The sequence below is a fragment of the Aquimarina mycalae genome, assembly GCF_029906345.1.
Classification (GTDB): domain Bacteria; phylum Bacteroidota; class Bacteroidia; order Flavobacteriales; family Flavobacteriaceae; genus Aquimarina.
Window position 1 is genome coordinate 406,756 of the sequence record NZ_JARYGY010000002.1, and the last position, 26,828, is coordinate 433,583.

Below are 26,828 nucleotides of genomic sequence, written 5' to 3' on the forward strand. Positions count from 1 at the left end.
CAAGAAATTCCGTTTTCTAAATTTGTTAAGTACATAAAACAAAACAATCGTTTTTTTCAGATTGACGATCATTCTGTATTTATTATCCCTTTAGAGTGGATGACTCGTTTTAAAAAATTAGCGGATTTCGGAAAAATAAAAGAGGACAGTATACAAGTAAACAAAGGTAATTACACCTTACTTAGGGATATTATCCCTCCAGAAGCGTTAGAGATTACAGAAAATATTGATTTTGAATACCAACCTTCTTCTCAGCTAAAAGCCACATTAAGGCCTTATCAGGAAGAAGGTGTAAAATGGCTCATACAACACCAACAAAATCAATTAGGCGCTTGTCTTGCTGATGATATGGGGTTAGGTAAAACCTTGCAAACCATCGCTACTTTAGTGCACACTAAAGAACAACTTACTCCAGAACCTCAGGAAACAAAAACAATTCGATTGGACTTGTTTAGTGATCCTTTAGAAATAAAAACCTATCTCAAGGCATTAATCGTACTACCATCTTCTTTAATATTTAACTGGGCACAGGAAATATTAAAATTCGCTCCTCAACTCACAATCACAAAATACATAGGGTCCGATCGTAAAAACATAGTACCTTATCTAGAAACATATGATATTATCCTTACGACATACACCACATTATCCAAGGATATTTCACAATTGCAAAAAACAGAGTTTACATATTTAATAACCGATGAAAGCCAGCAAATTAAGAATAAAGAATCTAAAATATTCAAAGCAATCAATGCGATACACTCAAAACACAAAATCTCATTAAGCGGTACTCCTATTGAAAATTCGTTGACTGATCTATGGTCGCAGATGGAGTTTATCAATCCAGGAATGCTAGGAAGCTATCCATTTTTTAAGGATCATTTTAAAATCCCTATTGAAAAACATCAAAATGAAGAACGTATTAAAGAACTAAAAACCTTAATAGAGCCATTTATCCTAAGAAGAACCAAAGAACAAGTAGCTAAAGATTTACCAGCCTTAACTGAACAAATTGTCTACACAGAGATGTTAACAGCACAAGAGAAAGAATACGAATCTCAGAAATCTGCTGCCAGAAATTTATTATTGGGTATCGACCCTATTTCTACCAATAAGATACATATTATCAACACCTTAACCAAACTACGCCAATTGGCCAATCATCCTAAATTACTACATACTTCGACAGAAGATATTTCTGGTAAATTTATAGATGTTACCTCACATTTAGAAACCTTGGTTAGGTCTAACAAAAAAGTATTAATATTTAGCTCTTTTGTATCTCACCTTGATCTATATCAGGAATGGTGCACATCTCAAAATATTTCTTTTGTAAGTCTTACAGGGCAAACAAAAAACTCTGACCGAGAAAAAGTGGTCAACGAATTTCAGAGCAACGATGCAATTTCTTTATTCTTTATTTCATTAAAAGCAGGAGGAGTAGGTCTTAATCTCACCAAAGCTTCCTACGTTGTATTACTAGATCCTTGGTGGAACCCTTTTATAGAAAAACAAGCTATTGCTCGTTCGCATCGTATTGGACAAGAAAACAATGTTCTAGTTACCCGATTTATCACAAAAAACACTATTGAAGAAAAGATATTAAAGTTACAGGAAAGAAAAAAGAACTTATCTGATGAAATCATAGCCATTGATACAATTCCTGATTATGTAGAAAATGATCTGGCAGAATTATTAAAATAACATTGTTCACTTTCACCCTAAACGATTATACAAATACTAAACATCGTACTGTAATATCTAAAATTATAAACCGTCATTAAAGAAAAAATGAAACACTTTTTAGTAATAATTTTTATAGTCATAAATCTTTTTTCCTGTACATCTCAAGAATCAATCATCATTAAAAAAAAGGAAATAAATTGGCAAGAGTTCCCTGACCTATTTACTGACAATAAAAAAACAACGTTTATTGATAAGTTTCATTTTTTGGAAAACGTAACAATGTATGAAATAACATATCTAAGCGATGGACTAAAAATCCAATCATTTGCTGCGATCCCAAAAAAAGAAGGAAAATATCCAGTTATTATATATAATAGAGGTGGAAATCGAGATTTTGGAGCAATCCAATTATTTGGTGGTCACCAAAAATTACCTATAGCACATATATTCTCTAAATTAGCAAATGAAGGGTATATTGTTATAGGGTGTAATTATCGAGGTTCTGGCAATAGTGAAGGAATGGAAGAATTTGGAGGGAAAGATGTAAATGATATTCTAAATCTCAACAAAGTTGTTCATGAACTACCCAAAGCGGATACCAAACGTATCGGAATGTATGGTTGGAGTCGCGGTGGAATGATGACATATATTGCATTAACAAAGATGAACAATATAAAAGCAGCTGTTGTTGGAGGTGCACGATCTGACTTAAGAACAATTGATAGACCTCAAATGGAAAAGAGAGTGTATGCTGAATTGATTCCTGATTACTATCAAAATAAAGATGAAGAATTAAAAAAGAGGTCCGCTATATTATGGGCCGATAAATTCTCTCCAAACGTCCCTATTTTACTATTACACGGCAACTCGGATTGGAGAGTAAAATCTACTAATTCATTAAGATTGGCTTTAGAATTTGAAAAACATAGAATCCCTTATAGACTAAAGATCTTTGAAGGTGCTAATCATGGTATAAGTCAATTTAGAAAAGAAAGAGATCAAGACGTATTGGATTGGTTTAATAAATACCTTAAAGGCTCTGCTACCTTACCAAACATGGAATTTCACGGAAGATAAACAACACAGCCTACCTATATTTCTAAAAGAAATCATAATCTAGCTTTATATCACAACAATTTATTCTAAATTGTTGCTTTTGTATATTTATTACTCGATTTACTTATATCAATTCACAAACTCATGAAATTTCTTTACACATTACTTTTTGCTCTAATTAGCACTACACTTCTTGCTCAAGATACTTATTTACATTGTGGAAAATTAATTGACACCAAATCTGGTACAGTTCTTACCGAAAAAACAATCGTTGTTTCTGGAAACAAAATCAGCAAAGTAGAAAGTGGGTATACTTCTGGAAAAAAAGGTGATATTACAATAGATCTTAAAGATAAAACGGTTATGCCTGGACTTATCGACATGCATGTACATATCGAAAATGAATCTAATCCAAAAGCATATTTAGAACGTTACACAAACAATGAAGCCGATGTAGCATATAACTCCGTGGGATTTGCCAAAACAACACTAATGGCAGGATTTACAACTGTACGAGATCTTGGAGGAAGCGGCGTAAATATCGCATTAAAAAAAGCTATTGCACAAGGAAAAATTGATGGCCCTAGAATTTTTACAGCTGGTAAATCACTAGCTACAACAGGAGGTCATGCAGATCCAACAAATGGAAGTAAAAAATCCTTAGTTGGAGATCCAGGACCAAAAGAAGGTGTTGTAAACAGTGTCGAAGACGCAAAAAAAGCAGTAAGACAACGTTATAAAAATGGAGCTGATCTCATAAAAATTACAGCAACAGGTGGTGTTTTGAGCGTAGCTAAAAGTAGTTCAAATCCTCAATTTACTATAGAAGAAATAAAAGCAATCTGTGAAACTGCAAAAGACTATGGCTTTCATGTAGCTGCACATGCTCATGGCGATGAAGGTATGCAACGTGCAGTAATGGGTGGTGTAAAAACTATCGAACACGGAACCTTAATGAGTGAAAAAACAATGGATCTTATGAAACAATATGATTCATATTTAGTCCCGACTATTACAGCCGGAAAAGAAGTAACTGGCAAAGCCAAAATAGATGGTTACTACCCAGCGATTATAGTTCCGAAAGCATTAGAAATTGGCCCTAAAATTCAAAATACATTTAGCAAAGCTTATAAAAAAGGGGTCGGCATTGCTTTTGGTACAGATGCTGGAGTTTTTAAACATGGGCAAAACGCAAAAGAATTTGGTTATATGGTAGAAGGCGGAATGCCAGCTATAGAAGCTATACAAAGTGCTACAACTACAAATGCCAAAATCTTGAATATGCAAAATCAATTAGGACAAATCGCTAGCGGTTTCTTAGCAGATATTGTTGCGGTAAATGATGATCCGACTCAGAAGATTGAAACCATGGAAAATGTTGTGTTTGTAATGAAAGAAGGTAAAATATACAAACAATAATATATTATTTTAATACACTAGTGATGTTACCCAAAAATAGTTAGGTGGTAAAAAGACCGTATCAATGAAAAAGATTCTGCAATATATCTTTGTTAGTGCTATTGTACTATTTGGGTTATTTTATGTCTATACTAAATGGGCAGCTGCGAATGAAGGTGATCCAGCTCCTGATTTTGAAACCACATTAGTGGATGGAACACCTTTTAAGCTATCCAATCTACAAGGCAAATATGTGCTATTGGATTTTTGGGGCTCCTGGTGTCCTCCTTGTATTAAAGAAAGTCCAGAATTAGTGGCGTTACATCAAAAACACGCGGATCAATTAACCATTGTTACGGTAGCACTAGAAAAAAATAAGGATTCCTGGAAAAAAGTGGTTTCGAAATATGGATATACTTGGAAAAATCAAATTGTTAGTCAGAATAGATTTGTGATGCTTTCGGATATAGCAAGAAAATATGGAGTTTCAGAAATTCCTGCTAAATTTCTAATTTCGCCAGAAGGAAACCTAATAGGCAACTATTCCTTTGAAGAGATTGATAGATTATTATCGGATAATTAACTGTAAAACAAGATTTTTAAGCACTATAAAAAGATCTTGGTACCTTATCCATAATATTTATAGTATAAAAACTACATTCAGAAAATATTGATTAATATCGGAAAGAATGAATAACACCAAGAAAATAATTAAATACTGTGTTTTAGGGTTAGCTATATTCTTTTTTATAATAACCTTACTTGGTTATACCAACCTTGGAAACTTATCAATTACTGAAAGTTCTGAAAACATTTTTGTGAACATCGAAAATGAAAAAATTAGAATTTCGCAAAAAGGAAATGGAAAAGACATATTACTAATTCACGGTAGTCCTGGCTCTATTGAAGATTGGAATAGTATTGTAGATGCTCTGGCGAAAACCTATAGAGTAACTACTTTCGACAGAGCAGGGCATGGTTTTAGTTCTTCAAACGAATATACGTATCATATAAAAGACAATGCTATTTTGGTCGAGCGCCTGATCGAACAATTAGGATTAAAAGATCCCTTGATCGTTGGACATTCTTATGGAGGCTCCACAGCTGCATATATGGCAGTCCATTCCGATCTAAAAGAATTAAAATATATCATCCTTGATTCTCCATTATACAAATCCCGTTCAAGAGGGATCTATAAGTTAATTTCGACTCCAGTTATAGGAAAAGGAATAGCACTGGCATCCTCATACACTATTGCAAATAGTCAAATAAGAGATGGTGTCACACCCATATTTAAATCTATTAAAGAAGAAAAGATTCAAGAATTAGTTAAAGAAAGGCAGAGAATGTGGTCTCAACCTAAAGTGATTTATACAAAATCTATGGAATCTATTAATTATCAAGATGATTTGAATTTAATTTCACATAAATATAAAAATATAGTATCCGATATCACTATTATAACAGCTAAAGACTCTATAAACACTTTAAGGAAAGATTGTGAAAAATTCCATTCAGAAGTACTTAATTCAGAACTAATAATCTTGGATAACACAGGGCATTATATCCAATTCGACAAATCAAATGATTTGATTGAGGTGATTCATCGTAAAATGTCAAATCAATTTCGACCCTAAATAAGCAAGAGTCAAACTATAAATAAAACCCTCTTTTTGAAATATTATATGAAAACAATTAAAATTTTTATCCTACTGGCAATCATTTCGATCTCTTCCTGGAGTCAGGAAACTGATCTCTCAATATTTAAAAATCTTATTGGTAAAGAATGGAAAGCAGAAGCTAAATGGGGAGATGGGACTATCTTTAAACAAGAAACTATTTTCGCTTTTGATTTAAACAACACCTTAATTATTGCAAAATCTAAAGGGTTTACCGATAAAAAACAATCGCAATATGGTTGGCGTAATCATGGTATCAGAAAATTTGACACAGAAACTAAAACGATCAAATTCTGGGAATTTGATGTTTTTGGAGGTGTTACTGAAGGCACAGTGCAGGTAGATGGAAAAAATCTCATATACCAATATCAATATGGAGAATCTCTAGTTACTGATATGTGGGAATATGTAGATGATCACACCTATAATTTTAAAGTTGGAAACTATGTGGACGGAAACTGGAAGCAGGTGTATCTAGAAACTCAATTTAAAGCAGAAAAATCAGAGAACAGCGGTCGTTAAACTCTTTAAAATGTTCATGCTATTCGTATAAAACGACTAACAACTCTTTCGTTTTTAAGATTTAAATTCAGGAAATAAGATCTGGAACGACCAATAGGATATAATTGCTAGAAACATCCAATAAAACGTATAACATGCAAATTCTAAAACCAGATCTTAGCCGTTTCGAAACTATCAAAGATTTTCCTTATACAGAAAATTTCATTGATTTTGATAATCTTAGAATGCATTATATCGATGAAGGAAAAGGTGAAACAATCTTAGCCCTTCATGGAGAACCTACATGGTCATATCTTTATCGAAAATTTATTCCCACATTAAAAGACTATCGATTTATTGCTCCAGATTTAATTGGGTTTGGTAAATCAGATAAAATCGTAGGATGGAAAAATTATTCTTTTGATCTTCATTTTAGATCCTTAGAGCATTTTATTCAAAAATTAGATCTCAACGATATTACTTTGGTCGTACAAGATTGGGGTGGTATGCTAGGATTAAGTTTGTTGGCAAAATATCCTGAAAAATTTAAAAGAGTCGTAGTATTAAACACTTTTTTACCAGTAGGTAAAAAGATGTCGCTCTTTTTTAAGATCTGGAGAATGTATGCAAAATATCATCCATCATTATCGATTAGCACTATTCTTAAACGAGGTTCTTATCAAAAACTATCAAAAGAAGTTCTAGATGCATACAATGCTCCTTACCCAAACAGAAAACATAAAGGAGGTGCTGTTGCTTTTCCGTTATTGGTTCCAGCAGATAGAAACGATCCAGCGGTTAAACCAATCCAGAAGGCCAGAGATGTACTTTCTAAGTGGAATAAACCTGCATTAGTTTTATTTTCGGATAAAGACAAAATTCTTGGCGGATTGGATAAATTCTTTTATCGATTAATCCCTACTGCAAAAGAGCAACAGAAAATTAAAATCAAAGATGCTGGGCACTTTTTACAAGAAGAAAAAGGTGAAGAAATAGCACAATACATTCTTAAATTTATGAAAGATGAATTGAAAATAAAGGATTGCTAGCATCTATTCTAGATAGATCATAAAAAAACCTCGAAGTCTAATAACTTCGAGGTTTTAATTTTTTATATTTTTTCTATTCTATATCGAAGCAGAAATAGTTTCCATAGATCGATCTACTTTTTTTACTAATCCTGATAATACTTTTCCAGGGCCTACCTCAGTAAACGATGTCGCACCATCTTTCATCATATTTTGCACACTTTGAGTCCATTTTACGGGTGCTGTTAATTGAGCTATCAAATTCTTTTTGATCTCTTCTGGATCAGTAACCGCAGTGGTAGTTACATTTTGATATATCGGACAGTTAGGCGTATTAAAAGTAGTTGCTTCGATTGCTGCAGCTAGTTCTTCTCTTGCTGGCTCCATTAATGGTGAATGAAAAGCACCTCCAACTGGTAATACCAATGCTCTACGAGCTCCTTTTTCTTTCATCAATTCGCAAGCTTTCTCAATTGCTTCTACTTCTCCAGAGATTACTAATTGACCTGGACAATTATAATTTGCAGCCACTACTACCCCATCAATTTCTTTACAAGCCTGCTCTACTACCTCATCTTCTAACCCAAGCACAGCTGCCATAGTTGAAGGTTTTATTTCACAAGCTTGCTGCATTGCTAATGCTCTTTTAGATACTAATCTAAGCGCATCTTCAAAATTCAATGTGCCATTTGCTACTAATGCAGAAAATTCACCTAATGAATGTCCTGCCACCATATCTGGTTTAAAACTATCTCCTAATACCTTGCTTAAAATTACGGAGTGTAAAAATATTGCTGGTTGCGTTACTTTGGTTTCTTTTAACTCATCCGCAGTACCCTCAAACATAATTTTAGTGATTTCAAAACCTAAAATATCATTGGCCTTATGAAAAAGTTCTTTAGCAATTTCTGAATTTTCATATAAATCCAGTCCCATTCCTGAAAACTGAGCCCCTTGACCTGGAAAAACATATGCGTTCATGTATTGTGTATTTTAAAATTTTGACAAAAGTAAGTATAAAGTTGATAGTGGATAGTAGATAGCCAATAGAATTTTATTGATTTTCAGTTTTACGCAATTACAATCACAACCTTAATTAACTGATGAATAACATGTTATTTATTTGTAGTGATTAAAAATACTTGTAACTTGATTGTAATAAGAACTCCCAAATAAATTAAGATGGACTAATAAATAGTATAATTGCCAAAGAGGAATTCTTTCTTCCCAATACTCTGTAAGTGGAAAAGTTTCGTTATAAACTTTAAATAATTCCTGATCAAAGCCTCCAAAGAGATGCATCATTGCAATATCCATCTCTCTTGGTGCATAAGATATTGCAGGATCTATGAGACAAGGATTACCTTTACAATCAATTATAAAATTACCATTCCACAAATCACCATGTATTAAACTAGATGGTTCATTTGGAATTTCTTTAGCAATAGTTTTGTAAAAAGAATCCAAATTTTCGAACACAAAACCATTTGCGATAGCAAGTTTAAACTGGGGTTCTAACCTTTGTACTATATAAAATTCTGAAGCAGTATCCTGTTTAGTGTTATATTGTGGTAAACTCCCGATATAATTATCATTTTCAAAACCGAAATAAGATGCGCTTCGGCTATGTAAAACTGCCAATTGTCGCCCAAACACATTCCATAAATTAGCAGCATCTCTCTCACTTGCGATATATTCGAGTATCAAAAATGCATATTCATCATGTATTCCAGATTGTAATACTTTTGGCACCGTAAAAGCATCTGCTTTTCTTAATACTTCAAGTCCTTGTGCTTCTGCCTTAAACATTCCTGGAAACCTGAAAGAGGTATTGATTTTGATTACTGCTTTTCTAGTATTGGTTTCTAGACAATAGACATCATTAATATCGCCTCCCAACAACTGTTTCGTAGTTATTACCTTTTCAGAAAAAAGGTTTTCTACACGCTGTATGAGTTTTTTTGTCAGCAAGATAAACTTACTTCTTCTTATATGTCAAATATGTAAAGCCAAACTCATGTCGCTCATCTGCGCCATGAAGTTCTTTATTCTCTACAATCCAAGCATCAGGATCTATTTCTGGGAAAAAAGTATCCGCTTCAAACGTTCCATGTACTCTAGTCAGTTCGATATAATTAGCATATTCCATCCCAATTTTATAAATCTCTCCTCCACCAATAATAAAAGGTTGCGGATCATCTTTTGCTATTTCCAACGCTTCATCCATAGAATGAACCACAACAGCTCCTTCTGGATTATAATTTTCATTTCTGGTAATTACCACATGAACACGATTTGGCAGTGGTTTTGGGAATGATTCAAAAGTCTTTCTTCCCATGATAATATGATGACCAGTGGTCAACTCTTTAAAACGTTTAAAATCATCTGGTAAATGCCATACAAGGTCATTATCTTTTCCCAAAGCATTATTTTCTCCAGCTGCAGCAATCATAGTTATCTTACGATCTAATTTAGGTTTTACCCTTTCTTCAACAGCTTTGGGTTGTTGTTTTTTAATGAATTCTTCTTTCTTCTTAATAAGATCATCTTTGGGATACATAAGGTCTACATCCTTTTGGATTAATGCTATTTCTGCTTTTTGTTTGGCTATCAGACGTTCCATTTGATTGCTGGTCCATTCTGTTCCCATAAACTTATGAAACAACCATACATTGCAGAAATGTAGTACCAGTAAAAATGCCCAACAAACAATCGCGGCTACGTACCAATTAGTCCCGAAGAAAGTAATTTCTTTACCAACACCTATTAGTAAATTAAGAATAACCAAAAAAATAGAGCCAACTAAAAAAATAATGAAATGTTGAAATAATCTTTTCTTTTGTACAATTCGTTTACGCGCATGTTCATACAATTCACGTTGTACTGGATCAATTTGTGGAGCTTCTTTTCTTTTTGAAAACATTTTAATAGTACCTTAGTAATGCTTGATTAATATCCAAGTAAATATAAAGGTTTTGCTAAAAAGCCCTAAAATAACTTATGAAGAATTTAAGAAAAGAATTTCCCGTACTATCTCAAAACACTTATCTCAACACCGCATCCTCTGGATTATTATATGACTCCTTATTAGAGTTTAAGCAAGAACATGATCTTGATTTTCTCATTGGTGGAAGCATGTTTCGGGATGATCAAGAAAAATTTCTAAACACTGTTAGAAAATCGATTGGAAAATTTTTTGGGTGTAATTCGCAAAATACGGTGTTAACTCCTAATTTTTCTTTAGGATTCAACACTATTCTTAATGGGTTGGAAAAAAACAAAAAGATTCTTCTGTTGAACGAAGATTATCCTTCAATAAATTTTGCAGTAACCAATAAAGGATTTAACGTTTGTTATGCTGAAGTAAATGGCACATTAGAGCAAAATATTGAAGAAGCTATAACTAAACATACACCTGATATTTTTGCTTTTAGCTTAGTACAATATATTAATGGTATTGCTATTGACCTGGATTTTCTCCAAAAGATAAAACTAAAACATCCTAATCTTTTACTAATTGCCGATGGCACGCAATTTTGTGGAACCAGAGTTTTCGATTTTGATTCATCTGGGGTTGATATCCTAGGATGTAGCGGTTATAAATGGTTATTAGGAGGATACGGTAATGGGTTTATATTATTTAAAGAAGGTATTCTTGATCAAATCACACCCAATACTTATAAAAAATCAGCTTCTGAAACTAATTATGACGCTTCATATACTAGTATAAGAGCCAGATATGAATGTGGTCATTTGGATACTTTGAACTTTGGGAGTTTACAATATTCTCTACGATTTCTATCCAATATTGGACTAGTAAAAATCGAAGAAAAAATTACAACGTTGACCGAGTATATTAAAACTGAATTAACAAATCTAGACCTATTAGAAAAAGATGTTGTTTCAAGAAAAAATCATAGTTCGATATTTTGCATAAAAGGAGACCAAAAATTACATAAAGTACTACAAGAAAAAAATATTATTACCTCTCTTAGAGGCAATGGAGTTAGAATAAGCGCTCATTTTTACAACACAAAAGATGAAGTTACAAAACTACTTGACACACTACATCGTTATCGTTAATATCTAATTGTTAAATGTTGATTAAATTATTGGAAATCTGACCATTTGCTCTTTTTAGTTCATCTGTTTTGTACTAATTTCACCTAAATTTTATTAACCAAAAACTAATTACAATCTAAAATTATGGCGATATCAAAGCAATACTTAAAATCAAAACCTATCTGCAAAGTAACTTTTTCAGTACCTGCAAAAGAAGCTGTTTCTGTTAGTGTCGCAGGAGAATTTAATGAGTGGAATACAGAAGCAACTGTGCTCAAAAAATTAAAAAATGGCATTTTTAAAGGGACTTTGAACCTTCCTAAAGATCAAAAGTTTGAATTTAAATATGTTGTAGATGGGCAGTGGACCAATGAGTCTGAAGCAGATGGATATCAATGGAATGATTTTGCTTCTGGAGAAAACAGTCTATTAGTATTATAATAAAACAAAGATTTATATTGAGATTGTAGTTATTATTCTACAATCTCAATATATCTTCCTAACGAATTCAGCATTTTTTATTTATATAATATGAATTAAAAATATTAGTTTTAGAAATGAATTTTCTTGAAACTATATTTTTATTTTTTGCTTTTCAAGCTTTCATTTTTGCAATGCTATTTTTCATAAAAAAGAAAGGAGATAGGACTGCAAATATCTTATTCGGCATATACATACTGTTGTTCTCCTACAACATGGTATACAACACTTTGTACTGGTCTAAACTCTTATACTCCACACCATATATTCATCTAATTTTCACTAATAAAATCCCATGGGTTTTATACGGCCCTGTACTATATTTTTATACAAAAAGAATCCTATATGCACATAAATTCAAAATTTCAGACATTATTCATTTTATACCACTATTATATGTTTTAATTTCATATAGCCCATTTTCTTTTCTTTCAACACAGGATAAAATCGATATTTTAAAAAATGATAGATTATTATCATATACCTATCTCTACTCTCCTTATGTGATCAAGATCATTATCGCTTTAATGTTATTTTATTGCGGGCTTTTGTTTTTTTCGTTTACACAAAAAATTAGAAGCTTAAATAATTTAAGGTGGTTGCAGTTGTTAAGTTTTTCTTTTTTAGGTTATGTAATATCCTTTTCCTCTTACTTTATCTTAGTTTATTTTAATATTCTTGACAGAGGTTCTGATTACTTTATTGGTTTTTCCATGATGTTTTTTACCATGCTACTTTCTTACTTTTGTTTTCTTCAACCTACTATATTTGATGGGGTATCTGTAAACAAAATCATCCCTTTCAGAAAATATAGAAAAACTGGACTTACCAAAAATCATTCAACTGAAATAAAATCTAAATTAACAGAATTCATGGAGCAAGATAAACCGTACTTAAACCACGAATTAAGACTAGATGATTTAGCACAGAAGTTCACTCTTTCAAGACATCATATGTCTCAAGTTATAAATGAGCAGTTTGATCTCAGTTTTTTTGATTTTGTTAATCAGTACAGAGTTGAAGAAGCTAAAAAAATGATCATCAAAAATGATCACCTAACTATAAATGAAATATTATATTCATGTGGTTTCAATAATAGGGTATCATTCTATAAAGCTTTCAGAAAGATTTCCGAAATCACGCCATCAGAATATCGATCTCTTAACCGCTTAAAAAGAGAAGTTCTAGATTAAGTAATATTTCTAATTCATCATAATTTCATAAGAAAATTAAGACCTGTTTCCTTTATAGGTATACTTTTGATATTGATAATATACCTTATTAGCTTTCTAATCGAGCGCAAAAAACAGATCATTCTGTAAACCTTTGTCGGGAAACAAAAAGCCCTCTAAAATGTAACCTGCTTTCTCTGAAATTTATCTTCATTTGTTCTGGGTACCTCTAACAAAACATTTTTCTAAAACTAAAAAACTGTATTATGATGAAAACTTTTTATACGCTACTTTTAATTGCTTTATTCTCTTTTTCTTCTTGTGGATATGATGATTTTATATTTTCTGATGACGACTCTTTCCCGCCACCATTTAAGTTTACTTTATCTACGCTCACTACATTACCAATTGGTACTGGCGGACTTGATGTAGATCGTCAAGGAAACATTTATGCAGCAGATTTTGGTGTAGGTTTAGCTAATATCAATGGATCTGATATCTTTAAAATAAATCCAAATAATGGATCAGTTGAGCTATTTGCCAGTCTTGAACCTTCAGGCCTTACTGGTAATCATTTTGATAGGCAAGGCAATTTATACCAATCAAATTTTTTATCCAGTAAAGTCTTTAAAATAGATCGACAAGGTACTACTGAACTTTTTACGGAAGAAGTTTCATTACCAACAGGAATAACAATAGACAGGAAAGGAAATATTTACGTATTAAGTTGTTCCAACGGAACTATTACAAAGTTTACACAAAATGGAGAAGCAACTTTACTCGCTAGTAGCGAGAGCTTTAAATGCGCGAATGGAATAACTTGGGTAAAAGATACTGGTAATCTTTATGTAGTAAACTTTAACGACGGCAATGTACTGGAAGTAACCTCTACTGGAAACGTTTCCATATTAGCAGAAATCCCAAACTCTACGGGAAATGCACATATCACGTCATTTAGAGGTCAACTATATCTCACTGCTGCTTCTTTAGGGCAAATTTTCAGGGTAAGCTTGGATGGACAATCCGTGGAAGTCATAGCTGGGAACGGAAATTCAGAAAACACCGATGGTGATGCTTTAACTTCAGGATTGAGAACTCCTAATGATCTTGCATTTAGTCCAGATGGTAGAAAAATATATATTAACTGTGTAGCTAATTCAGGAAACGCAAACGAACTATCTCCAACTGTAATACGTGTTTTAAAACTAGAGAGACATTGAGTACTTAAAGGAAATCGATATTGAGGTTGTAGTAGTAATTATTCTACAACTTCAATACCTTTCCAAAAAGCGACATAACCTTTTATCTGTTTTGCAAGATCACTTGTTTCTGGATAATACCATGCCGCATCTTTATTTTCATTACCATCTACTGATACAGTATAATACGATGCAACTCCTTTCCAAGGACATTTAGTATGAGTTTCACTAGACTTAAAAAATTCCTGTTTAATAGATTCTGGTGGGAAATAGTGATTATTCTCTATCACTTTTGTTTCATTGCTTTCTGCAATGACCTGATTATTCCAAATTGCTTTCATAATTATTATTTTTTATAAAAATCAAAAAAATTATTCTGATTTTTTAAATATATAGTTTTTGTAATATTGGTTTGCATCTGTAAAAGATTGTGTAATAGTCAACCCTGATTCATTTGCAAGCCACTTAACTGTATCATCATCATATTTCTGCGAGATCTCCGTATGAATACTCTCCCAAGCCTCAAAGTGGACTTGTAAAGACAAACAATCGATATCTACCGTTTGTTTTTTTGTACTTACGAGATAACTTTTAGCGGTACCACTTTCCGGATCATATACTTCCCAGTGAATAAAACCGTCAAGATCAAAATTACCTCCAAGCTCTTTATTAATTCTTGCTAAAACATTCTTATTAAACGCTGCAGTTACACCTGATTTGTCGTTATAAGCATCCAAAACTTTCTGCGGATGTTTCTTTTGATCAAAGCCCATAAAAATAAGATCATCCTTATGCATCACAGCATTCAATTTTTTCAGAAACTGAATAGCTCTAGGATGAAGCAGATTACCAATGTTTGATCCCAAAACCATAATCACTTTTTTACGATTACTGATATGCTGCAACCTATCTAATACTTCAAAATATTCACCTATTTGACCTTGCACATTAAGATCAGGTAATTCTTTAGTAAGATTTTCAACCAATCCATCAACGGCATTTTCACTAATATCTATAGGATGATATGTAACAGGATACCCTTGATCAAGTAATTCATTTAACAGAACTTTGGTTTTCTTACCATCACCTGCACCTAACTCGATAAGGTCGAAACCATCTTTATTAGCATCAAAGCTTTGAAGGATATCTATTTTATGTAATTGAAAAATATCATATTCTGCATCGGTAAGATAATATTCTGGTAAAGCCATGATTTTCTGAAAAAGCTTGTCTCCCACTTCATCATAGAAGAATTTAGAAGATAAATATTTCGGGAAAGCTGTTAAACCTTCATGCACTTCTTTACCAAATGTGCAAACTAATACGTTTTGATCTTTTGAACTCATGTAAAAGGGGTTATGTATTTTTTACCAATCGCAATCCATTAAATTGCCATCTCAATTGCGGGTGGAAAAAATTTCGATATGTTGGTCTTGTATGATTATTTGGTGTAGCTACAGATCCTCCTCTAAGTACTTTTTGGTTTACCATAAATTTCCCATTATATTCACCAAGAGCTCCAGGAGCTTTTGCATAATTTGGATATGGTAAATAAGCACTTTCTGTCCATTCCCATCTTGTTCCCCAATCAAAATATTGTTGAGCCGCCTCCCATTCAAATTCTGTAGGTAAACGTTCTCCTTTCCATTGAGCGAAAGCGAAAGCTTCATAATATGAAATATGGGTTAAAGGCACATTAAGATCTAAGCTTTTTAACCCTGTTAATGTATACTGTTTGTATTCACCGTCAAGTTTATGCCAGTATAATGGCGTTTCTATAGCATTAGAATTTATCCAATCCCACGCTTCAGCATGCCATAAAAGACTATCCTTATAACCATTATCATTAATAAAGTCAATGTATTCTTTATTTGTAACCAAAGACTTAGCTATACTATACTTTTGAAGAAATACATTATGAACACCTAACTCGTTATCATAACAAAAATCATCTCCTTTATAACCGATTTCATACAGACCTTCATCCATCAGAATATACTCCGAAGTTGGGGTAACTAAAGGGTTTTCATTAAAGGTATCATTATACTTTGGCAAGAGTGGATTATTTCCTAGAATAAACTTAATATCTGTAAGCAATAATTCCTGATGCTGCTTCTCGTGATGAATTCCTATCTCTATAAGTTTCCTTACTTCTAGGTCGTTACTGTCTTCTAATAAAGATTGCAAATTAGATGTTACATAATCCCGATAATCATACACTTCACTAACTGTCGGCCTGGAAAGATTACCTCTGTTTGTTCGTATTACTCGCGCTCCCATGCTTTCGTAATAACTATTAAAAACGTATGCAAAGTCATTGTTAAAACGAGTATATTCTTTTTTAAATTTTATTAGAATAAATTCCTCAAAAAACCACGTTGTATGCCCCAAATGCCACTTTGGCGGTGAAACATCAACAATAGGTTGAACCACATAGTCTTCAATCTGAAGTGGTGCACAAAGTTCCTCTGAATGTGATCTGGTCTGTAATAAAGAAGAAAGTAGATTATCAGTAATTACCATAAAAAAAAAGTGTATTCGGGTTTACGAATACACTCAAATTTAATGATTTTTATTTTGTTCCTGCCTTACGATACAGTTAATCCGATGTTAAATATATACTATTCCTGATTTGGTTTTCTAAAAGTAATAGGCACCGAATAAGCAATGGCAATTGGTTTTTCACCCCATTTACCTGGTTTCATTTTAGGTATAGTACGTATGATTCTAACTGCTTCTCTCTGTAAATATCTATGAGCTCCTGTTACTTCAATTACCTCAGCTTTACCTTTTTTATTTATAACAAACTCCACAATTACTGTACCTGTCAATCCATCTTTTTCCGCAATTTCAGGATATCTAAAATTTCTTATAATATGGTTGCGCAAGTTATTATCAAAACACTTAACTGGTGTCTGTCTGGATCTGTCACATTTTGGCCATAAAGGAGTAATTCCCTTTTCATTTGCGTTCTCCTGAGACAAAATTATATTGTCCTGAGCGAAAGAGAAAGCAGAACATAAAATGGTTATAATTAGTAATGTTTTTTTCATAATAATTCAGTTTAAAATTTGGGGGTTAAACTGCAACTGCACCTTTAATATGAGGATGCGGATTATAGTCTTCCAATGTGAAATCATCAAAAACGAAGCCAAAAATATTTTTCACCTCTGGATTGATCTTAATTCTTGGTAATTTTTTAGGAGTTCTCGACAATTGTAATTCTAATTGTTCCATATGATTATTATATATGTGTGCATCACCAAAAGTATGTATAAATTCCCCTGCTTCATACCCACATACCTGCGCCATCATCATTGTAAATAAAGCATAAGAAGCTATATTAAAAGGCACCCCTAAAAATATATCTGCACTTCTTTGATACAACTGACAAGAAAGCTTCCCATCAGCAACATAAAATTGAAAAAAAGCGTGACAAGGTGGCAAGGCAGCTTTACCATCAGCTACATTCTCTGAAAAAGATTTTGAAGTATCTGGCAACACACTTGGATTCCATGCAGACACCAACATTCGTCTACTATTAGGGTTATCCTTAAGTGCATCAACGATCTCCTTTATCTGATCAATTTCATCGCCGTTCCAATTGCGCCATTGATGACCATATACTGGACCAAGATCTCCTTGCTCATCTGCCCATTCATTCCAAATACGCACTCCATTTTCCTGAAGATATTTAATATTAGTATCACCATTCAGAAACCATAATAATTCATAAATAATTGATTTAAGATGTAGCTTCTTGGTTGTAACCATAGGGAATCCTTCACTAAGATCAAAGCGCATTTGATAACCAAAAACACTTTTAGTTCCTGTTCCTGTTCTATCTCCTTTTTCATTACCATTTTCTAGTACATGACGTACTAAATCAAGATATTGCTTCATATTCCTTTACTAACTTTATTTTTGGATTTGTTAAAATTATATTAATACTTGTCAAATATACAAAAAATAGGTTTCGGGATATTGTTTAATATGTAGATTATGAAATAGTTGTAAATCCGATTATAAAATCACGTTTTTGACAATAAAAATGTCAATCATTTATCCTATAATCATTCCAGCGATAGTTGCCGATAATAATGAAGCTATAGTTCCTCCGATTAACGCTTTCATTCCAAATTCTGACAAGGTTTTTCTTTGTCCTGGAGCAAGAGAACCTATTCCTCCAATCTGAATCCCAATCGATGCGAAATTTGCAAATCCACACAACATATACGTAGCCATGATAACGGATTTATTATAGGTTAAATGTAGAGGGTTTGCCGCATTCTTTAAATCTGCTAATTGTATATAACCAACAAACTCACTGGCTGCCAATTTGATCCCTAATAACTGCCCCATCAACATCATATCTTCCTTAGCAACACCAATTAACCACATCAAAGGAGCAAACACAGTTCCCAGAATAGATTCTAAAGAGAATCTATCATAGGGAGTATTCTCGGCAATAAAAGAACTTAAGGTCGTTACTTCTCCAACCCATCCTAAAATTCCATTAAGCATTGCGATTAATGCCACAAAAACTAACAACATAGCTCCTACATTTGCCGCTAGTTTTAGCCCTTCAGTAGTTCCATTAGAAATAGCATCCAACACATTAGAGCCAATTTTATCTTGTGTTACTTCTATATTTGAATCAAACTTCTCTGTTTGAGGATATAAAATTTTAGAAATCACGACAGCTCCAGGTGCTGCCATAACCGAAGCAGCTAATAAATGCTTAGCAAAAACCAATTTTAAAGCCTCATCATCACCTCCTAAAAAACCAATATAAGCAGCTAACACACCTCCAGCAACCGTAGCCATTCCTCCTACCATAACTAATAATATTTCCGAACGATTCATTCGCTCTAAATATGCCTTTATCATTAAGGGGGCTTCTGTTTGTCCTAAAAAAATATTTCCCGCCACACTAAGGCTTTCTGCTCCAGAAATTCTCAATAATTTCGTAAGAACCCAAGCAAGCAGTTTCACTATTTTCTGGATTATTCCAAGATAAAAAAGCAATGATGTTAATGCCGAAAAGAAGATAATAGTTGGTAATACTTGAAAAATAAATATGAAACCATATGAATTAACATCCATAATACCTCCTAATAAAAACTCACTTCCAGCTACTGTATAATTAAGTATCGCCACAAAAATACTCCCCACAAACTCAAAACCAGATTGTACAAAACCTACCTTAAGTACTCCAAAAGCTAAAAGTAATTGAGCGCCAAGACCTATACCAGCAGTTTTCCAGTTAATGGCTTTTCTATTACTACTAAAAAGATATGCTATTAACAATAACACAATCATTCCCAAAACCCCTCTCCAAAAACTGGAAAAAGAAAATCCCTGACTAGGAATAATCTCATCCTTAGCACTGGCTAGTTCAATATAAGAAGGATGTGATTTAGAGATTAAAGAAATTACCTCATTTCCTTTTTTAAGCCTTATAGTGTTTGAAGATTCATCAATAACTTCATAATACACATCAACAACTTTAGGAACTTTCTGTTTTAAAACGATTAAATTGTTATTTTGAATCCAATAACCACTCGTAAATGCTTTGCTTACTAAAGAACTGTAAGATCCATCATTTTTTAATTCAAAAAAATCTTTTCCTTTAATAAACTCTTTACTTCCTGAAATACTATCTGGATAATTAAAATAGGATGTATACTCTGAAACCTGCCAAAAAGAAGTTCTTGAATGAGGTTTTCCAATATCAACTTTAACTGAATCCTCAATGGATTGAGCAGATAATAAAGTAAAAACGAATAATGATAACAGGAAAGATAATAGTCCTTTTTTCATAAAAATAGAAGTAATATTATAATATAAATTCAGGATTAGTAATTAAAGTATTCACAATTAACCACGCTTAGAAATTTCATCTCTGATTCTTGCAGCTAATTCATAATCCTCATTATTAACAGCCTGTTCAAGCATACGGTTCAACTCATCTAATGATAAATCTTTGTAGCTAGTTTCCTTTCCAACCATTTCAACCTCATCAGAAACTAATTCATCTACCAATAAACTTTCGGGATCATTCTCATCATCCTTTTTAGGGTTTACTTTTAGATAAATCCCTGCTTGATCCAAAATGTTTTTATAAGTAAATATTGGTGCTTGAAAACGTAATGCTAAGGCAATAGCATCGCTGGTTCTGGCATCAATAATTTCTTCAATCTTATCACGCTCACAAATAATACTTGAATAAAAAACGCCGTCTACCAGTTTATGTATAATAACCTGTTTAACGATTACATCAAATCTGTCTGCAAAGTTTTTAAATAGATCATGGGTTAATGGTCGTGGAGGTTTAATTTCTTTTTCTAATGCAATCGCAATCGACTGTGCTTCAAAAGCACCAATAACAATTGGTAATTTTCTTTCTCCATCCACTTCGCTTAAAATCAATGCGTAAGCGCCATTTTGGGTTTGACTGTAAGATATTCCTTTTATGTTCAGACGAACTAAACTCATAGTATTTTCAATAAAAAAGGCTGTTTGAACAAATGGACTTTTACATGTGTTCAAACAGCCCTTTATTGGGCACAATTTATGAAAATTATGCGTTATTAGCCTTAAATTCCTTTAATTTTTCAATAAGCTGTGGTACTACCTCAAAGGCATCTCCGACTATTCCGTAATCGGCCGCTTTAAAGAAAGGCGCTTCAGGATCATTATTGATGACTACTTTTACTTTACTAGAATTAATTCCGGCAAGGTGTTGAATTGCTCCAGAAATACCCACTGCGATATACAGGTTAGAAGCTACTGGTTTTCCAGTTTGTCCTACGTGTTCACTATGAGGTCTCCATCCCATATCACTTACTGGTTTAGAACAAGCAGTAGCCGCTCCAAGCACATCCGCTAACTCCTCTATCATACTCCAGTGCTCTGGTCCTTTTAATCCTCTTCCTCCAGAAACAACAACTTCTGCATCTGCAATAGAAACTTTATCAGTTGCTTTATCTACTGATGTTACATTTACTGTAAAATCAGCATCAGATAATGATGGTTCAAATCCCTCTGCTGCAGCTGCTCCAGAAGCTTCTTTTAATCCGAACGCATTATTTGACAACCCTACTACTTTAACATCTGTTGAAATTTCTGTAATATTAAAAGCTTTATTAGTAAAAGCTGTTCTTTTCACAGTAAAAGGTGCTGTATTTTCTGGCAATGCAACCACATTAGAAGCATATCCTGCATTAAGATGCACGGCTAACATAGAAGCTAAAAACTTACTATCAGCACTAGAACTTACTACCACCACTTTTGCTCCTTCTTTTTCTGCAGCTTGCTTTAAAGAATCTGCATATGCTTTTGCATTAAAAGTAGAAAGTTTATCGTTTTTAATTTCTAATACTTTATCTACTCCATAATTTCCAAGTTCGCTACTATCCTCTACATTAACACTAACCGCTGTAACTGTAGTTCCAAGCATAGTAGCAACTTCTTTTGCATAAGATGCTACTTCGAAGGCCGCTTTTTTAAATTTCCCTCCTTCACTTTCTGTGTATACTAAAACTGACATATATACTATTTTTTATATTGAACCTACACTATTATTGCAGGTACTTATTTATACTTTAAATTATTTAGATTGCTTTAGCTTCGTTATGCAGTAACTCTACTAATTGACCAACATTATCTGGAGAAACTAAAGTAACATCACCTTTAGGAGCTGGTTTTTCGAATTTAACCGCCTTTGTCTCTTGAGTAGCTTCAGCTGGCTCAACTACATTAAGTGGTTTCTTACGAGCCATCATAATTCCTCTCATATTTGGAATACGAAGATCACTCTCTTCTACCAATCCTTTTTGACCTCCAACTACTAATGGTAATTTTGTAGTTGCTGTTTCTTTTCCTCCATCAATCTCACGAATAGCTGTTGCAGTATCTCCTTCTACTTCTAGTCCTATACAAGTATTAATAAAGTTAGCTCCAGTAAGTGCTGCCAACATTCCTGGCACCATACCTCCGTTATAATCAATTGACTCTCTACCAGCAATTACAAGATCATAACCTCCATCTTGTACTACTTTCGCTAATTGTTTAGCTACATAAAAACCATCTGTAGCTTCTGTATTTACTCTAATAGCATTATCTGCTCCAATTGCAAGTGCTTTTCGTAACGTTGGTTCTGTTTCTGCTCCTCCAACATTCACTACATCTACAGACGCACCTTGCTTTTCTTTAAACCACATAGCACGTGTTAATCCAAACTCATCATTAGGATTGATTACAAACTGTACTCCATTAGTGTCAAACTTAGTGTCACCTTCTGTAAAATTAATTTTAGAAGTAGTGTCTGGCACATGGCTAATACAAACTAATATCTTCATTTTATATAGGTATTTTTTGAGAATTTAATAATAAAAGCGAAAGTACAAATAAAATGTCGAATTTACTATGCGTGCATAATAAATTTTTTAATTTTCAATGATCTGCAAAGGGTATTAATTGCTACTTTTGCCTTTCGTGTAGCACAAAAATAATTATTTTACAAATGAAAACGATACAATTCAGAGAAGCAATTTGCGAAGCAATGAGCGAAGAAATGCGAAGAGACGATTCTATTTACTTAATGGGTGAAGAAGTTGCTGAGTACAATGGAGCATATAAAGCAAGTAAAGGAATGCTTGATGAGTTTGGGCCCGATAGAGTTATTGACACTCCGATTTCTGAATTAGGTTTTTCTGGAATTGCAATAGGTAGTGCTATGAATGGCAATCGCCCTATTGTAGAATATATGACTTTCAATTTTTCTCTTGTTGGTATCGATCAGATTATTAATAATGCCGCAAAAATGCGTCAAATGAGTGGAGGTCAGTTTAACATCCCTATTGTTTTTAGAGGCCCTACTGCCTCTGCAGGACAATTGGGAGCTACCCATTCTCAAGCTTTCGAGAATTGGTTTGCAAATACTCCTGGACTTAAAGTGGTGGTACCGTCTAATCCAAAAGATGCTAAAGGTTTATTAAAATCTGCTATCCGTGATAATGACCCAGTGATTTTCATGGAAAGTGAACAAATGTATGGAGATAAAGGAGAAGTTCCAGAAGGAGAATACACTATCCCTCTTGGTGTTGCAGAAACTAAAAGAGAAGGTAATGATGTTACTATTGTGTCTTTTGGAAAAATAATTAAAGAAGCTTATAAAGCTGCAGATACACTTGCTAAAGAAAATATATCCTGTGAAATAATTGATTTAAGAACAGTACGACCTCTTGATCTCGATGCCATTTTCACTTCTGTTAAAAAAACAAATAGACTGATTATTCTTGAAGAAGCATGGCCTCTTGCCAATATTGCTTCTGAGATTACATATCAAGTTCAATCTAACATATTCGATTATTTGGATGCTCCAATTCTCAAAATAAATACAGCCGACACTCCTACTCCATACTCACCTGTATTACTTGAACAATGGCTACCAAATAGTGAAGATGTTGTTAAAGCTGTCAAAAAAGTGATGTATAAATAAAATGAACCTTTTTTCTTTGCGTTTGATAGTTTTTAAATTTTGATTCGATTCTTATAAATATTGGCTCGAAATTTGATAAAACCATATAAGTTTAAAAACATCAACATTTATTAAAAACTTTGAAATACTGAAATTATAGATTTAAAATGTTTCGCTTTAAAAACATAGGAATCAAATTCCATAAAGAGCATTTTAAATATTGGTATTGCAGGTAGGGTATTTGTGTATTGATGTGTTTTAGATAAAACAACGACGTTTAATTTGATTAGACAACGTTACATTTTAACACCAGTAATAATCATTAAAGAGGACTTAATTGTTCCTTTTTTGATTTTAAACATATTGAATTATTTCAATCAAGTAGTTAACTAATGTAATGATGCTTGATCACAATTATTTAAAAATATTAGATGAGATATTGGGTTTTAGGGTTTATATTTTTTGCTTTTAGCAGCTCTTTCATTTTTGCACAGACCAAAGTTAGTGGTCATATATACGATAGTAATAAACAAGCTATTCCATTTGCAAACATTGTTTTTGTTAATTCTACTATAGGAACCATTACAGATGAGAATGGTAGATTCTATATGGAATCTGATCAAAATCATTCGAGCATCAAAGTATCTTTTCTGGGTTTTGAAACCAAAACGATTCCACTTACACAGCGGACCACATATAAAATGCAAATTACTTTAGAGGAAGAAGCTGCATCCCTAGATGAAGTAGTAATATATAAAGGCAAAACCTCTAAGAAAAATAACCCTGCTATTGATATTCTTCGGAAAATTTGGGAAAATAGGCGTGAAAATGGTGTCAAAAAGTTTAAACAATATAACTATGATAAATACGAAAAATTAGAATTCGACCTGAATACTATTGACAGTGCTTTGGTAAACAGTAGGATTTTTAATGGTATGGAGTTTATTTTTGAAGATATTGACACTTCAAGAATAACTGGAAAAACATATTTGCCGATCTTTTTAAATGAGGCAATTTCTAAAGTCTATGGAGACAATGAACTCAATGAGCTTAAAGAAGTTTTGCAAGGAAATAAAAACGCTGGTTTTAGTGATAACCAAACTTTAATTGCATTTGTAAAAGATTTATACTCTGATTATGATATCTATGACAACTACCTGAAATTCTTTGACAAAAGTTTTACCAGCCCATTATCAAGAACAGGAATCAATGTATACAACTATGTACTTTCTGATAGTGCCTACATTGGAGATAAGTGGTGTTATAACATCATCTATTACCCTAGAAGAAAGAACGAGTTAACATTTAAAGGTGATTTTTGGGTAAATGATACTACTTGGGCAATTAAAGAAATTAATCTAGAGGTCACTAAGAGTGCAAATATCAACTGGGTAAAAGACTTATATATCGAACAAGAGTTTGATGTTCTTAATGACTCTATTTTCTTAATCACAAAAGATTATTTTCAATCTGATTTTGCCTTAAATAAAAAAGAAAAATCAAGAGGAGTTTATGGTAAAAGAACTACCCTTTATGATAATTACAAGTTTGATCAAAAGAAAGGAAAAAAATTCTACCAGAGTCAAGTAGACCCTTACAATCAAGATGTCTATAATCGTGAAGATTCTTTTTGGGCTAATGCCAGAATGGAAAAACTAAACAAAGACGAACAAAAAGTATACAAACTTCTTGACACCCTTAAAACCGTAAAAGCATTTAAACGATTATACAATGTAGGAACTATTTTAGCTACAGGATATGTAGATTTTGATGGATGGGATTTTGGTCCATTATTCTCTACTGTTGGATACAACGCCATTGAAGGTTTTAGGATTAGAGCTGGTGGTAGAACCTATTTTACAGTAAATGACCGTTGGCGAATTGAAGGGTACGGTGCTTATGGATTTAAAGATAAAAAATTCAAATATGGACTTTCTGGAAAATATCTTGTAGATCGAAAATCAAGATTAATTGTTTCTGCTGGAAATCGAAGAGATGTAGAGCAATTAGGAGCTAGTTTGACTAACACCAATGATGTAGAAGGAAGAAGTTTAGCGTCATCTTCAATTGTCTCTACTGGTGATAACAGTAGATTGACCTCTATCAACCTATCTGCGTTCTCTATGCAAATTGAACCCAGAAAGAATTTTACAATTGGAGTAACTGGATCATTTAGGACATTAAAACCAGCTGATAGTAATTTATTTAGCTTAGATTTTGTTGATCCAGATACTGGTGTATTGAGAACAGAAATCAAACAAGCCGAAATTGCAACGTCATTAGCTTATTATCCTGGAAGAAAAACTACTGGATATGGGGTCGATAGAATTACTGTTAATGATGGGGATTTTGCCCAATTATTCCTTAATTATTCTGTAGGTTTAGATCATATATTAGAAAGTGATTTTGAGTATCAAAAAATTCAATTTCTCTATAGACAACCATGGAACATTGGTGGTTTTGGAGTGTTAAACAGTTCTATTGAACTAGGAAAAACGTTTGGCGATGTGCCTCTTGGTTTATTAAGTGTTGTTCCTGGTAACCAAACTTATTTATCCATTCAAAATACATTTCCTTTATTAAACTTCTATGAATTTGTAACAGATACCTATGCTGCAGTGCACATGGAACATAATTTTAATGGAAGAATCTTCTCAAGAATCCCCTTACTTAGAAAACTAAATTTAAGAGAGTTAGTAGGCGTTAGAGGGGTATGGGGAGAGTTGTCTGATGAAAACATAGCTCTTGATGCTTCCGGCTTTTTGCAAACAGTAGGAGCGCCAGATGATGAAATCTATTGGGAATACAGTGTTGGTGTGGGTAATATTTTTAAAATATTCAGAATTGATTTTCATTTTAGAGGAAATTACTTTGACAATCCTGATGCTCGTAATTTTGGTGTTACTGGATCATTTGGCTTCTACTTTTAGTATATTAAATATCCTAAAAACTCATTACAGAAAACAGATGTAGAATTACAAAATTATTATGATTATGTAAATTTTGTATTACCCAAGTTAGGTGATTTACTTTTCCGAAAACCTTTTAGTTAAGGGCCCGCATAAAATTTAACATAAAAAACC

25 protein-coding genes are annotated in these 26,828 nt (G+C 32.9%); 13 read left to right on the forward strand and 12 right to left on the reverse strand.

The features are described from left to right. The first annotated feature begins 99 nt into the window (after nucleotides 1-99). From QBK95_RS06450 to QBK95_RS06480, 7 genes are all read left to right on the forward strand, one after another. Complete coding sequence (locus tag QBK95_RS06450) at nucleotides 100-1,704, forward strand: DEAD/DEAH box helicase (protein ID WP_280931763.1); 1,605 nt, start codon at nucleotides 100-102, stop codon at nucleotides 1,702-1,704. An 87-nt stretch (nucleotides 1,705-1,791) separates the two neighbouring features. Beyond that, on the forward strand, nucleotides 1,792-2,763 hold the full coding sequence (locus QBK95_RS06455) for an alpha/beta hydrolase family protein (protein WP_280931765.1): 972 nt from the start codon (nucleotides 1,792-1,794) through the stop codon (nucleotides 2,761-2,763). Nucleotides 2,764-2,886: 123 nt separating this feature from the next. Continuing rightward, nucleotides 2,887-4,161 carry a metal-dependent hydrolase family protein gene (locus tag QBK95_RS06460; RefSeq protein WP_280931767.1) on the forward strand — a complete coding sequence of 425 codons (1,275 nt, stop codon included), beginning with the start codon at nucleotides 2,887-2,889 and terminating at the stop codon, nucleotides 4,159-4,161. A gap of 64 nt (nucleotides 4,162-4,225) precedes the next feature. Beyond that, nucleotides 4,226-4,723 (forward strand): TlpA family protein disulfide reductase, encoded by a 498-nt coding sequence (locus tag QBK95_RS06465; protein WP_280931769.1) that lies wholly within the window; start codon nucleotides 4,226-4,228, stop codon nucleotides 4,721-4,723. 106 nt (nucleotides 4,724-4,829) lie between these two features. Further along, complete coding sequence (locus tag QBK95_RS06470; protein WP_280931771.1) at nucleotides 4,830-5,777, forward strand: alpha/beta fold hydrolase; 948 nt, start codon at nucleotides 4,830-4,832, stop codon at nucleotides 5,775-5,777. 48 nt (nucleotides 5,778-5,825) lie between these two features. After that, nucleotides 5,826-6,341: a hypothetical protein gene (locus QBK95_RS06475; RefSeq protein WP_280931773.1), complete on the forward strand. Its 516-nt coding sequence runs from the start codon at nucleotides 5,826-5,828 to the stop codon at nucleotides 6,339-6,341. 134 nt (nucleotides 6,342-6,475) lie between these two features. Beyond that, nucleotides 6,476-7,369, forward strand: a complete 894-nt coding sequence (locus QBK95_RS06480; protein WP_280931775.1) for a haloalkane dehalogenase — start codon at nucleotides 6,476-6,478, stop codon at nucleotides 7,367-7,369. Between the two features lie 78 nt (nucleotides 7,370-7,447). On the opposite strand, the gene fabD is transcribed toward QBK95_RS06480, so the two are convergent. The 3 genes from fabD to QBK95_RS06495 all read right to left on the reverse strand — a co-directional run bounded on the left by fabD (nucleotide 7,448) and on the right by QBK95_RS06495 (nucleotide 10,271). Next, a complete protein-coding gene (gene fabD / locus QBK95_RS06485) occupies nucleotides 7,448-8,329 on the reverse strand; it encodes an ACP S-malonyltransferase (RefSeq protein ID WP_280931778.1) in 882 nt (293 codons plus the stop codon). A 138-nt stretch (nucleotides 8,330-8,467) separates the two neighbouring features. Beyond that, nucleotides 8,468-9,319, reverse strand: coding sequence for a fructosamine kinase family protein (locus QBK95_RS06490; RefSeq protein WP_280931780.1), 852 nt, complete (start codon nucleotides 9,317-9,319; stop codon nucleotides 8,468-8,470). Nucleotides 9,320-9,326: 7 nt separating this feature from the next. Then, entirely contained in the window at nucleotides 9,327-10,271 is a 945-nt protein-coding gene (locus QBK95_RS06495) for a dihydrofolate reductase (protein WP_280931782.1), read from the reverse strand. Nucleotides 10,272-10,348: 77 nt separating this feature from the next. On the opposite strand from QBK95_RS06495, the gene QBK95_RS06500 reads away from it, so the two are divergent. The 4 genes from QBK95_RS06500 to QBK95_RS06515 all read left to right on the forward strand — a co-directional run bounded on the left by QBK95_RS06500 (nucleotide 10,349) and on the right by QBK95_RS06515 (nucleotide 14,282). After that, on the forward strand, nucleotides 10,349-11,431 hold the full coding sequence (locus tag QBK95_RS06500) for an aminotransferase class V-fold PLP-dependent enzyme (protein WP_280931784.1): 1,083 nt from the start codon (nucleotides 10,349-10,351) through the stop codon (nucleotides 11,429-11,431). 123 nt (nucleotides 11,432-11,554) lie between these two features. Then, nucleotides 11,555-11,851, forward strand: a complete 297-nt coding sequence (locus QBK95_RS06505; protein ID WP_280931785.1) for an isoamylase early set domain-containing protein — start codon at nucleotides 11,555-11,557, stop codon at nucleotides 11,849-11,851. 911 nt (nucleotides 11,852-12,762) lie between these two features. After that, on the forward strand, nucleotides 12,763-13,083 hold the full coding sequence (locus QBK95_RS06510) for a helix-turn-helix domain-containing protein (protein WP_280931787.1): 321 nt from the start codon (nucleotides 12,763-12,765) through the stop codon (nucleotides 13,081-13,083). A 245-nt stretch (nucleotides 13,084-13,328) separates the two neighbouring features. Then, nucleotides 13,329-14,282, forward strand: coding sequence for an NHL repeat-containing protein (locus tag QBK95_RS06515; protein ID WP_280931789.1), 954 nt, complete (start codon nucleotides 13,329-13,331; stop codon nucleotides 14,280-14,282). Between the two features lie 38 nt (nucleotides 14,283-14,320). Here QBK95_RS06515 and QBK95_RS06520 read toward each other — a convergent pair whose 3' ends face one another. The 9 genes from QBK95_RS06520 to QBK95_RS06560 all read right to left on the reverse strand — a co-directional run bounded on the left by QBK95_RS06520 (nucleotide 14,321) and on the right by QBK95_RS06560 (nucleotide 22,624). Further along, a complete protein-coding gene (locus tag QBK95_RS06520) occupies nucleotides 14,321-14,602 on the reverse strand; it encodes a DUF427 domain-containing protein (RefSeq protein WP_280931791.1) in 282 nt (93 codons plus the stop codon). A gap of 30 nt (nucleotides 14,603-14,632) precedes the next feature. Beyond that, on the reverse strand, nucleotides 14,633-15,607 hold the full coding sequence (locus tag QBK95_RS06525; protein ID WP_280931793.1) for an L-histidine N(alpha)-methyltransferase: 975 nt from the start codon (nucleotides 15,605-15,607) through the stop codon (nucleotides 14,633-14,635). A 10-nt stretch (nucleotides 15,608-15,617) separates the two neighbouring features. Then, nucleotides 15,618-16,784, reverse strand: coding sequence for an ergothioneine biosynthesis protein EgtB (gene egtB, locus QBK95_RS06530; protein WP_280931796.1), 1,167 nt, complete (start codon nucleotides 16,782-16,784; stop codon nucleotides 15,618-15,620). A gap of 98 nt (nucleotides 16,785-16,882) precedes the next feature. Then, the gene (locus QBK95_RS06535; RefSeq protein ID WP_280931798.1) at nucleotides 16,883-17,314 is read right to left on the reverse strand and encodes an energy transducer TonB; all 432 of its coding nucleotides are present in this window, start codon (nucleotides 17,312-17,314) and stop codon (nucleotides 16,883-16,885) included. A gap of 25 nt (nucleotides 17,315-17,339) precedes the next feature. Beyond that, nucleotides 17,340-18,164 (reverse strand): thymidylate synthase, encoded by an 825-nt coding sequence (locus QBK95_RS06540; RefSeq protein WP_280931802.1) that lies wholly within the window; start codon nucleotides 18,162-18,164, stop codon nucleotides 17,340-17,342. 159 nt (nucleotides 18,165-18,323) lie between these two features. Then, the gene (locus tag QBK95_RS06545; RefSeq protein ID WP_280931803.1) at nucleotides 18,324-20,084 is read right to left on the reverse strand and encodes a NupC/NupG family nucleoside CNT transporter; all 1,761 of its coding nucleotides are present in this window, start codon (nucleotides 20,082-20,084) and stop codon (nucleotides 18,324-18,326) included. 57 nt (nucleotides 20,085-20,141) lie between these two features. Further along, nucleotides 20,142-20,759, reverse strand: a complete 618-nt coding sequence (locus QBK95_RS06550) for a bifunctional nuclease family protein (RefSeq protein ID WP_280932291.1) — start codon at nucleotides 20,757-20,759, stop codon at nucleotides 20,142-20,144. 85 nt (nucleotides 20,760-20,844) lie between these two features. Beyond that, nucleotides 20,845-21,813: an electron transfer flavoprotein subunit alpha/FixB family protein gene (locus tag QBK95_RS06555; RefSeq protein WP_280931806.1), complete on the reverse strand. Its 969-nt coding sequence runs from the start codon at nucleotides 21,811-21,813 to the stop codon at nucleotides 20,845-20,847. 64 nt (nucleotides 21,814-21,877) lie between these two features. Continuing rightward, nucleotides 21,878-22,624 (reverse strand): electron transfer flavoprotein subunit beta/FixA family protein, encoded by a 747-nt coding sequence (locus tag QBK95_RS06560; RefSeq protein WP_280931808.1) that lies wholly within the window; start codon nucleotides 22,622-22,624, stop codon nucleotides 21,878-21,880. A gap of 164 nt (nucleotides 22,625-22,788) precedes the next feature. On the opposite strand from QBK95_RS06560, the gene QBK95_RS06565 reads away from it, so the two are divergent. Together QBK95_RS06565 and QBK95_RS06570 are read left to right on the forward strand one after the other, a co-directional pair. Then, entirely contained in the window at nucleotides 22,789-23,766 is a 978-nt protein-coding gene (locus QBK95_RS06565; protein ID WP_280931810.1) for a pyruvate dehydrogenase complex E1 component subunit beta, read from the forward strand. A 410-nt stretch (nucleotides 23,767-24,176) separates the two neighbouring features. Beyond that, the gene (locus QBK95_RS06570; protein ID WP_280931812.1) at nucleotides 24,177-26,675 is read left to right on the forward strand and encodes a DUF5686 and carboxypeptidase-like regulatory domain-containing protein; all 2,499 of its coding nucleotides are present in this window, start codon (nucleotides 24,177-24,179) and stop codon (nucleotides 26,673-26,675) included. The last annotated feature ends 153 nt before the right edge of the window (nucleotides 26,676-26,828 follow it).

Excerpts from the sequence above, each read along its gene's own strand:
- QBK95_RS06480 (WP_280931775.1), top strand. The coding sequence starts at position 6,476 with ATGCAAATTCTAAAACCAGATCTTAGCCGTTTCGAAACTATCAAAGAT.
- QBK95_RS06495 (WP_280931782.1), bottom strand. The coding sequence starts at position 10,271 with ATGTTTTCAAAAAGAAAAGAAGCTCCACAAATTGATCCAGTACAACGT.
- QBK95_RS06515 (WP_280931789.1), top strand. The coding sequence starts at position 13,329 with ATGATGAAAACTTTTTATACGCTACTTTTAATTGCTTTATTCTCTTTT.
- QBK95_RS06540 (WP_280931802.1), bottom strand. The coding sequence starts at position 18,164 with ATGAAGCAATATCTTGATTTAGTACGTCATGTACTAGAAAATGGTAAT.
- egtB (WP_280931796.1), bottom strand. The coding sequence starts at position 16,784 with ATGGTAATTACTGATAATCTACTTTCTTCTTTATTACAGACCAGATCA.
- QBK95_RS06460 (WP_280931767.1), top strand. The coding sequence starts at position 2,887 with ATGAAATTTCTTTACACATTACTTTTTGCTCTAATTAGCACTACACTT.
- fabD (WP_280931778.1), bottom strand. The coding sequence starts at position 8,329 with ATGAACGCATATGTTTTTCCAGGTCAAGGGGCTCAGTTTTCAGGAATG.
- QBK95_RS06560 (WP_280931808.1), bottom strand. The coding sequence starts at position 22,624 with ATGAAGATATTAGTTTGTATTAGCCATGTGCCAGACACTACTTCTAAA.
- QBK95_RS06455 (WP_280931765.1), top strand. The coding sequence starts at position 1,792 with ATGAAACACTTTTTAGTAATAATTTTTATAGTCATAAATCTTTTTTCC.
- QBK95_RS06525 (WP_280931793.1), bottom strand. The coding sequence starts at position 15,607 with ATGAGTTCAAAAGATCAAAACGTATTAGTTTGCACATTTGGTAAAGAA.
- QBK95_RS06450 (WP_280931763.1), top strand. The coding sequence starts at position 100 with ATGACTCGTTTTAAAAAATTAGCGGATTTCGGAAAAATAAAAGAGGAC.
- QBK95_RS06550 (WP_280932291.1), bottom strand. The coding sequence starts at position 20,759 with ATGAGTTTAGTTCGTCTGAACATAAAAGGAATATCTTACAGTCAAACC.
- QBK95_RS06555 (WP_280931806.1), bottom strand. The coding sequence starts at position 21,813 with ATGTCAGTTTTAGTATACACAGAAAGTGAAGGAGGGAAATTTAAAAAA.
- QBK95_RS06570 (WP_280931812.1), top strand. The coding sequence starts at position 24,177 with ATGAGATATTGGGTTTTAGGGTTTATATTTTTTGCTTTTAGCAGCTCT.
- QBK95_RS06505 (WP_280931785.1), top strand. The coding sequence starts at position 11,555 with ATGGCGATATCAAAGCAATACTTAAAATCAAAACCTATCTGCAAAGTA.
- QBK95_RS06470 (WP_280931771.1), top strand. The coding sequence starts at position 4,830 with ATGAATAACACCAAGAAAATAATTAAATACTGTGTTTTAGGGTTAGCT.
- QBK95_RS06475 (WP_280931773.1), top strand. The coding sequence starts at position 5,826 with ATGAAAACAATTAAAATTTTTATCCTACTGGCAATCATTTCGATCTCT.
- QBK95_RS06465 (WP_280931769.1), top strand. The coding sequence starts at position 4,226 with ATGAAAAAGATTCTGCAATATATCTTTGTTAGTGCTATTGTACTATTT.
- QBK95_RS06520 (WP_280931791.1), bottom strand. The coding sequence starts at position 14,602 with ATGAAAGCAATTTGGAATAATCAGGTCATTGCAGAAAGCAATGAAACA.
- QBK95_RS06545 (WP_280931803.1), bottom strand. The coding sequence starts at position 20,084 with ATGAAAAAAGGACTATTATCTTTCCTGTTATCATTATTCGTTTTTACT.
- QBK95_RS06500 (WP_280931784.1), top strand. The coding sequence starts at position 10,349 with ATGAAGAATTTAAGAAAAGAATTTCCCGTACTATCTCAAAACACTTAT.
- QBK95_RS06510 (WP_280931787.1), top strand. The coding sequence starts at position 12,763 with ATGGAGCAAGATAAACCGTACTTAAACCACGAATTAAGACTAGATGAT.
- QBK95_RS06565 (WP_280931810.1), top strand. The coding sequence starts at position 22,789 with ATGAAAACGATACAATTCAGAGAAGCAATTTGCGAAGCAATGAGCGAA.
- QBK95_RS06535 (WP_280931798.1), bottom strand. The coding sequence starts at position 17,314 with ATGAAAAAAACATTACTAATTATAACCATTTTATGTTCTGCTTTCTCT.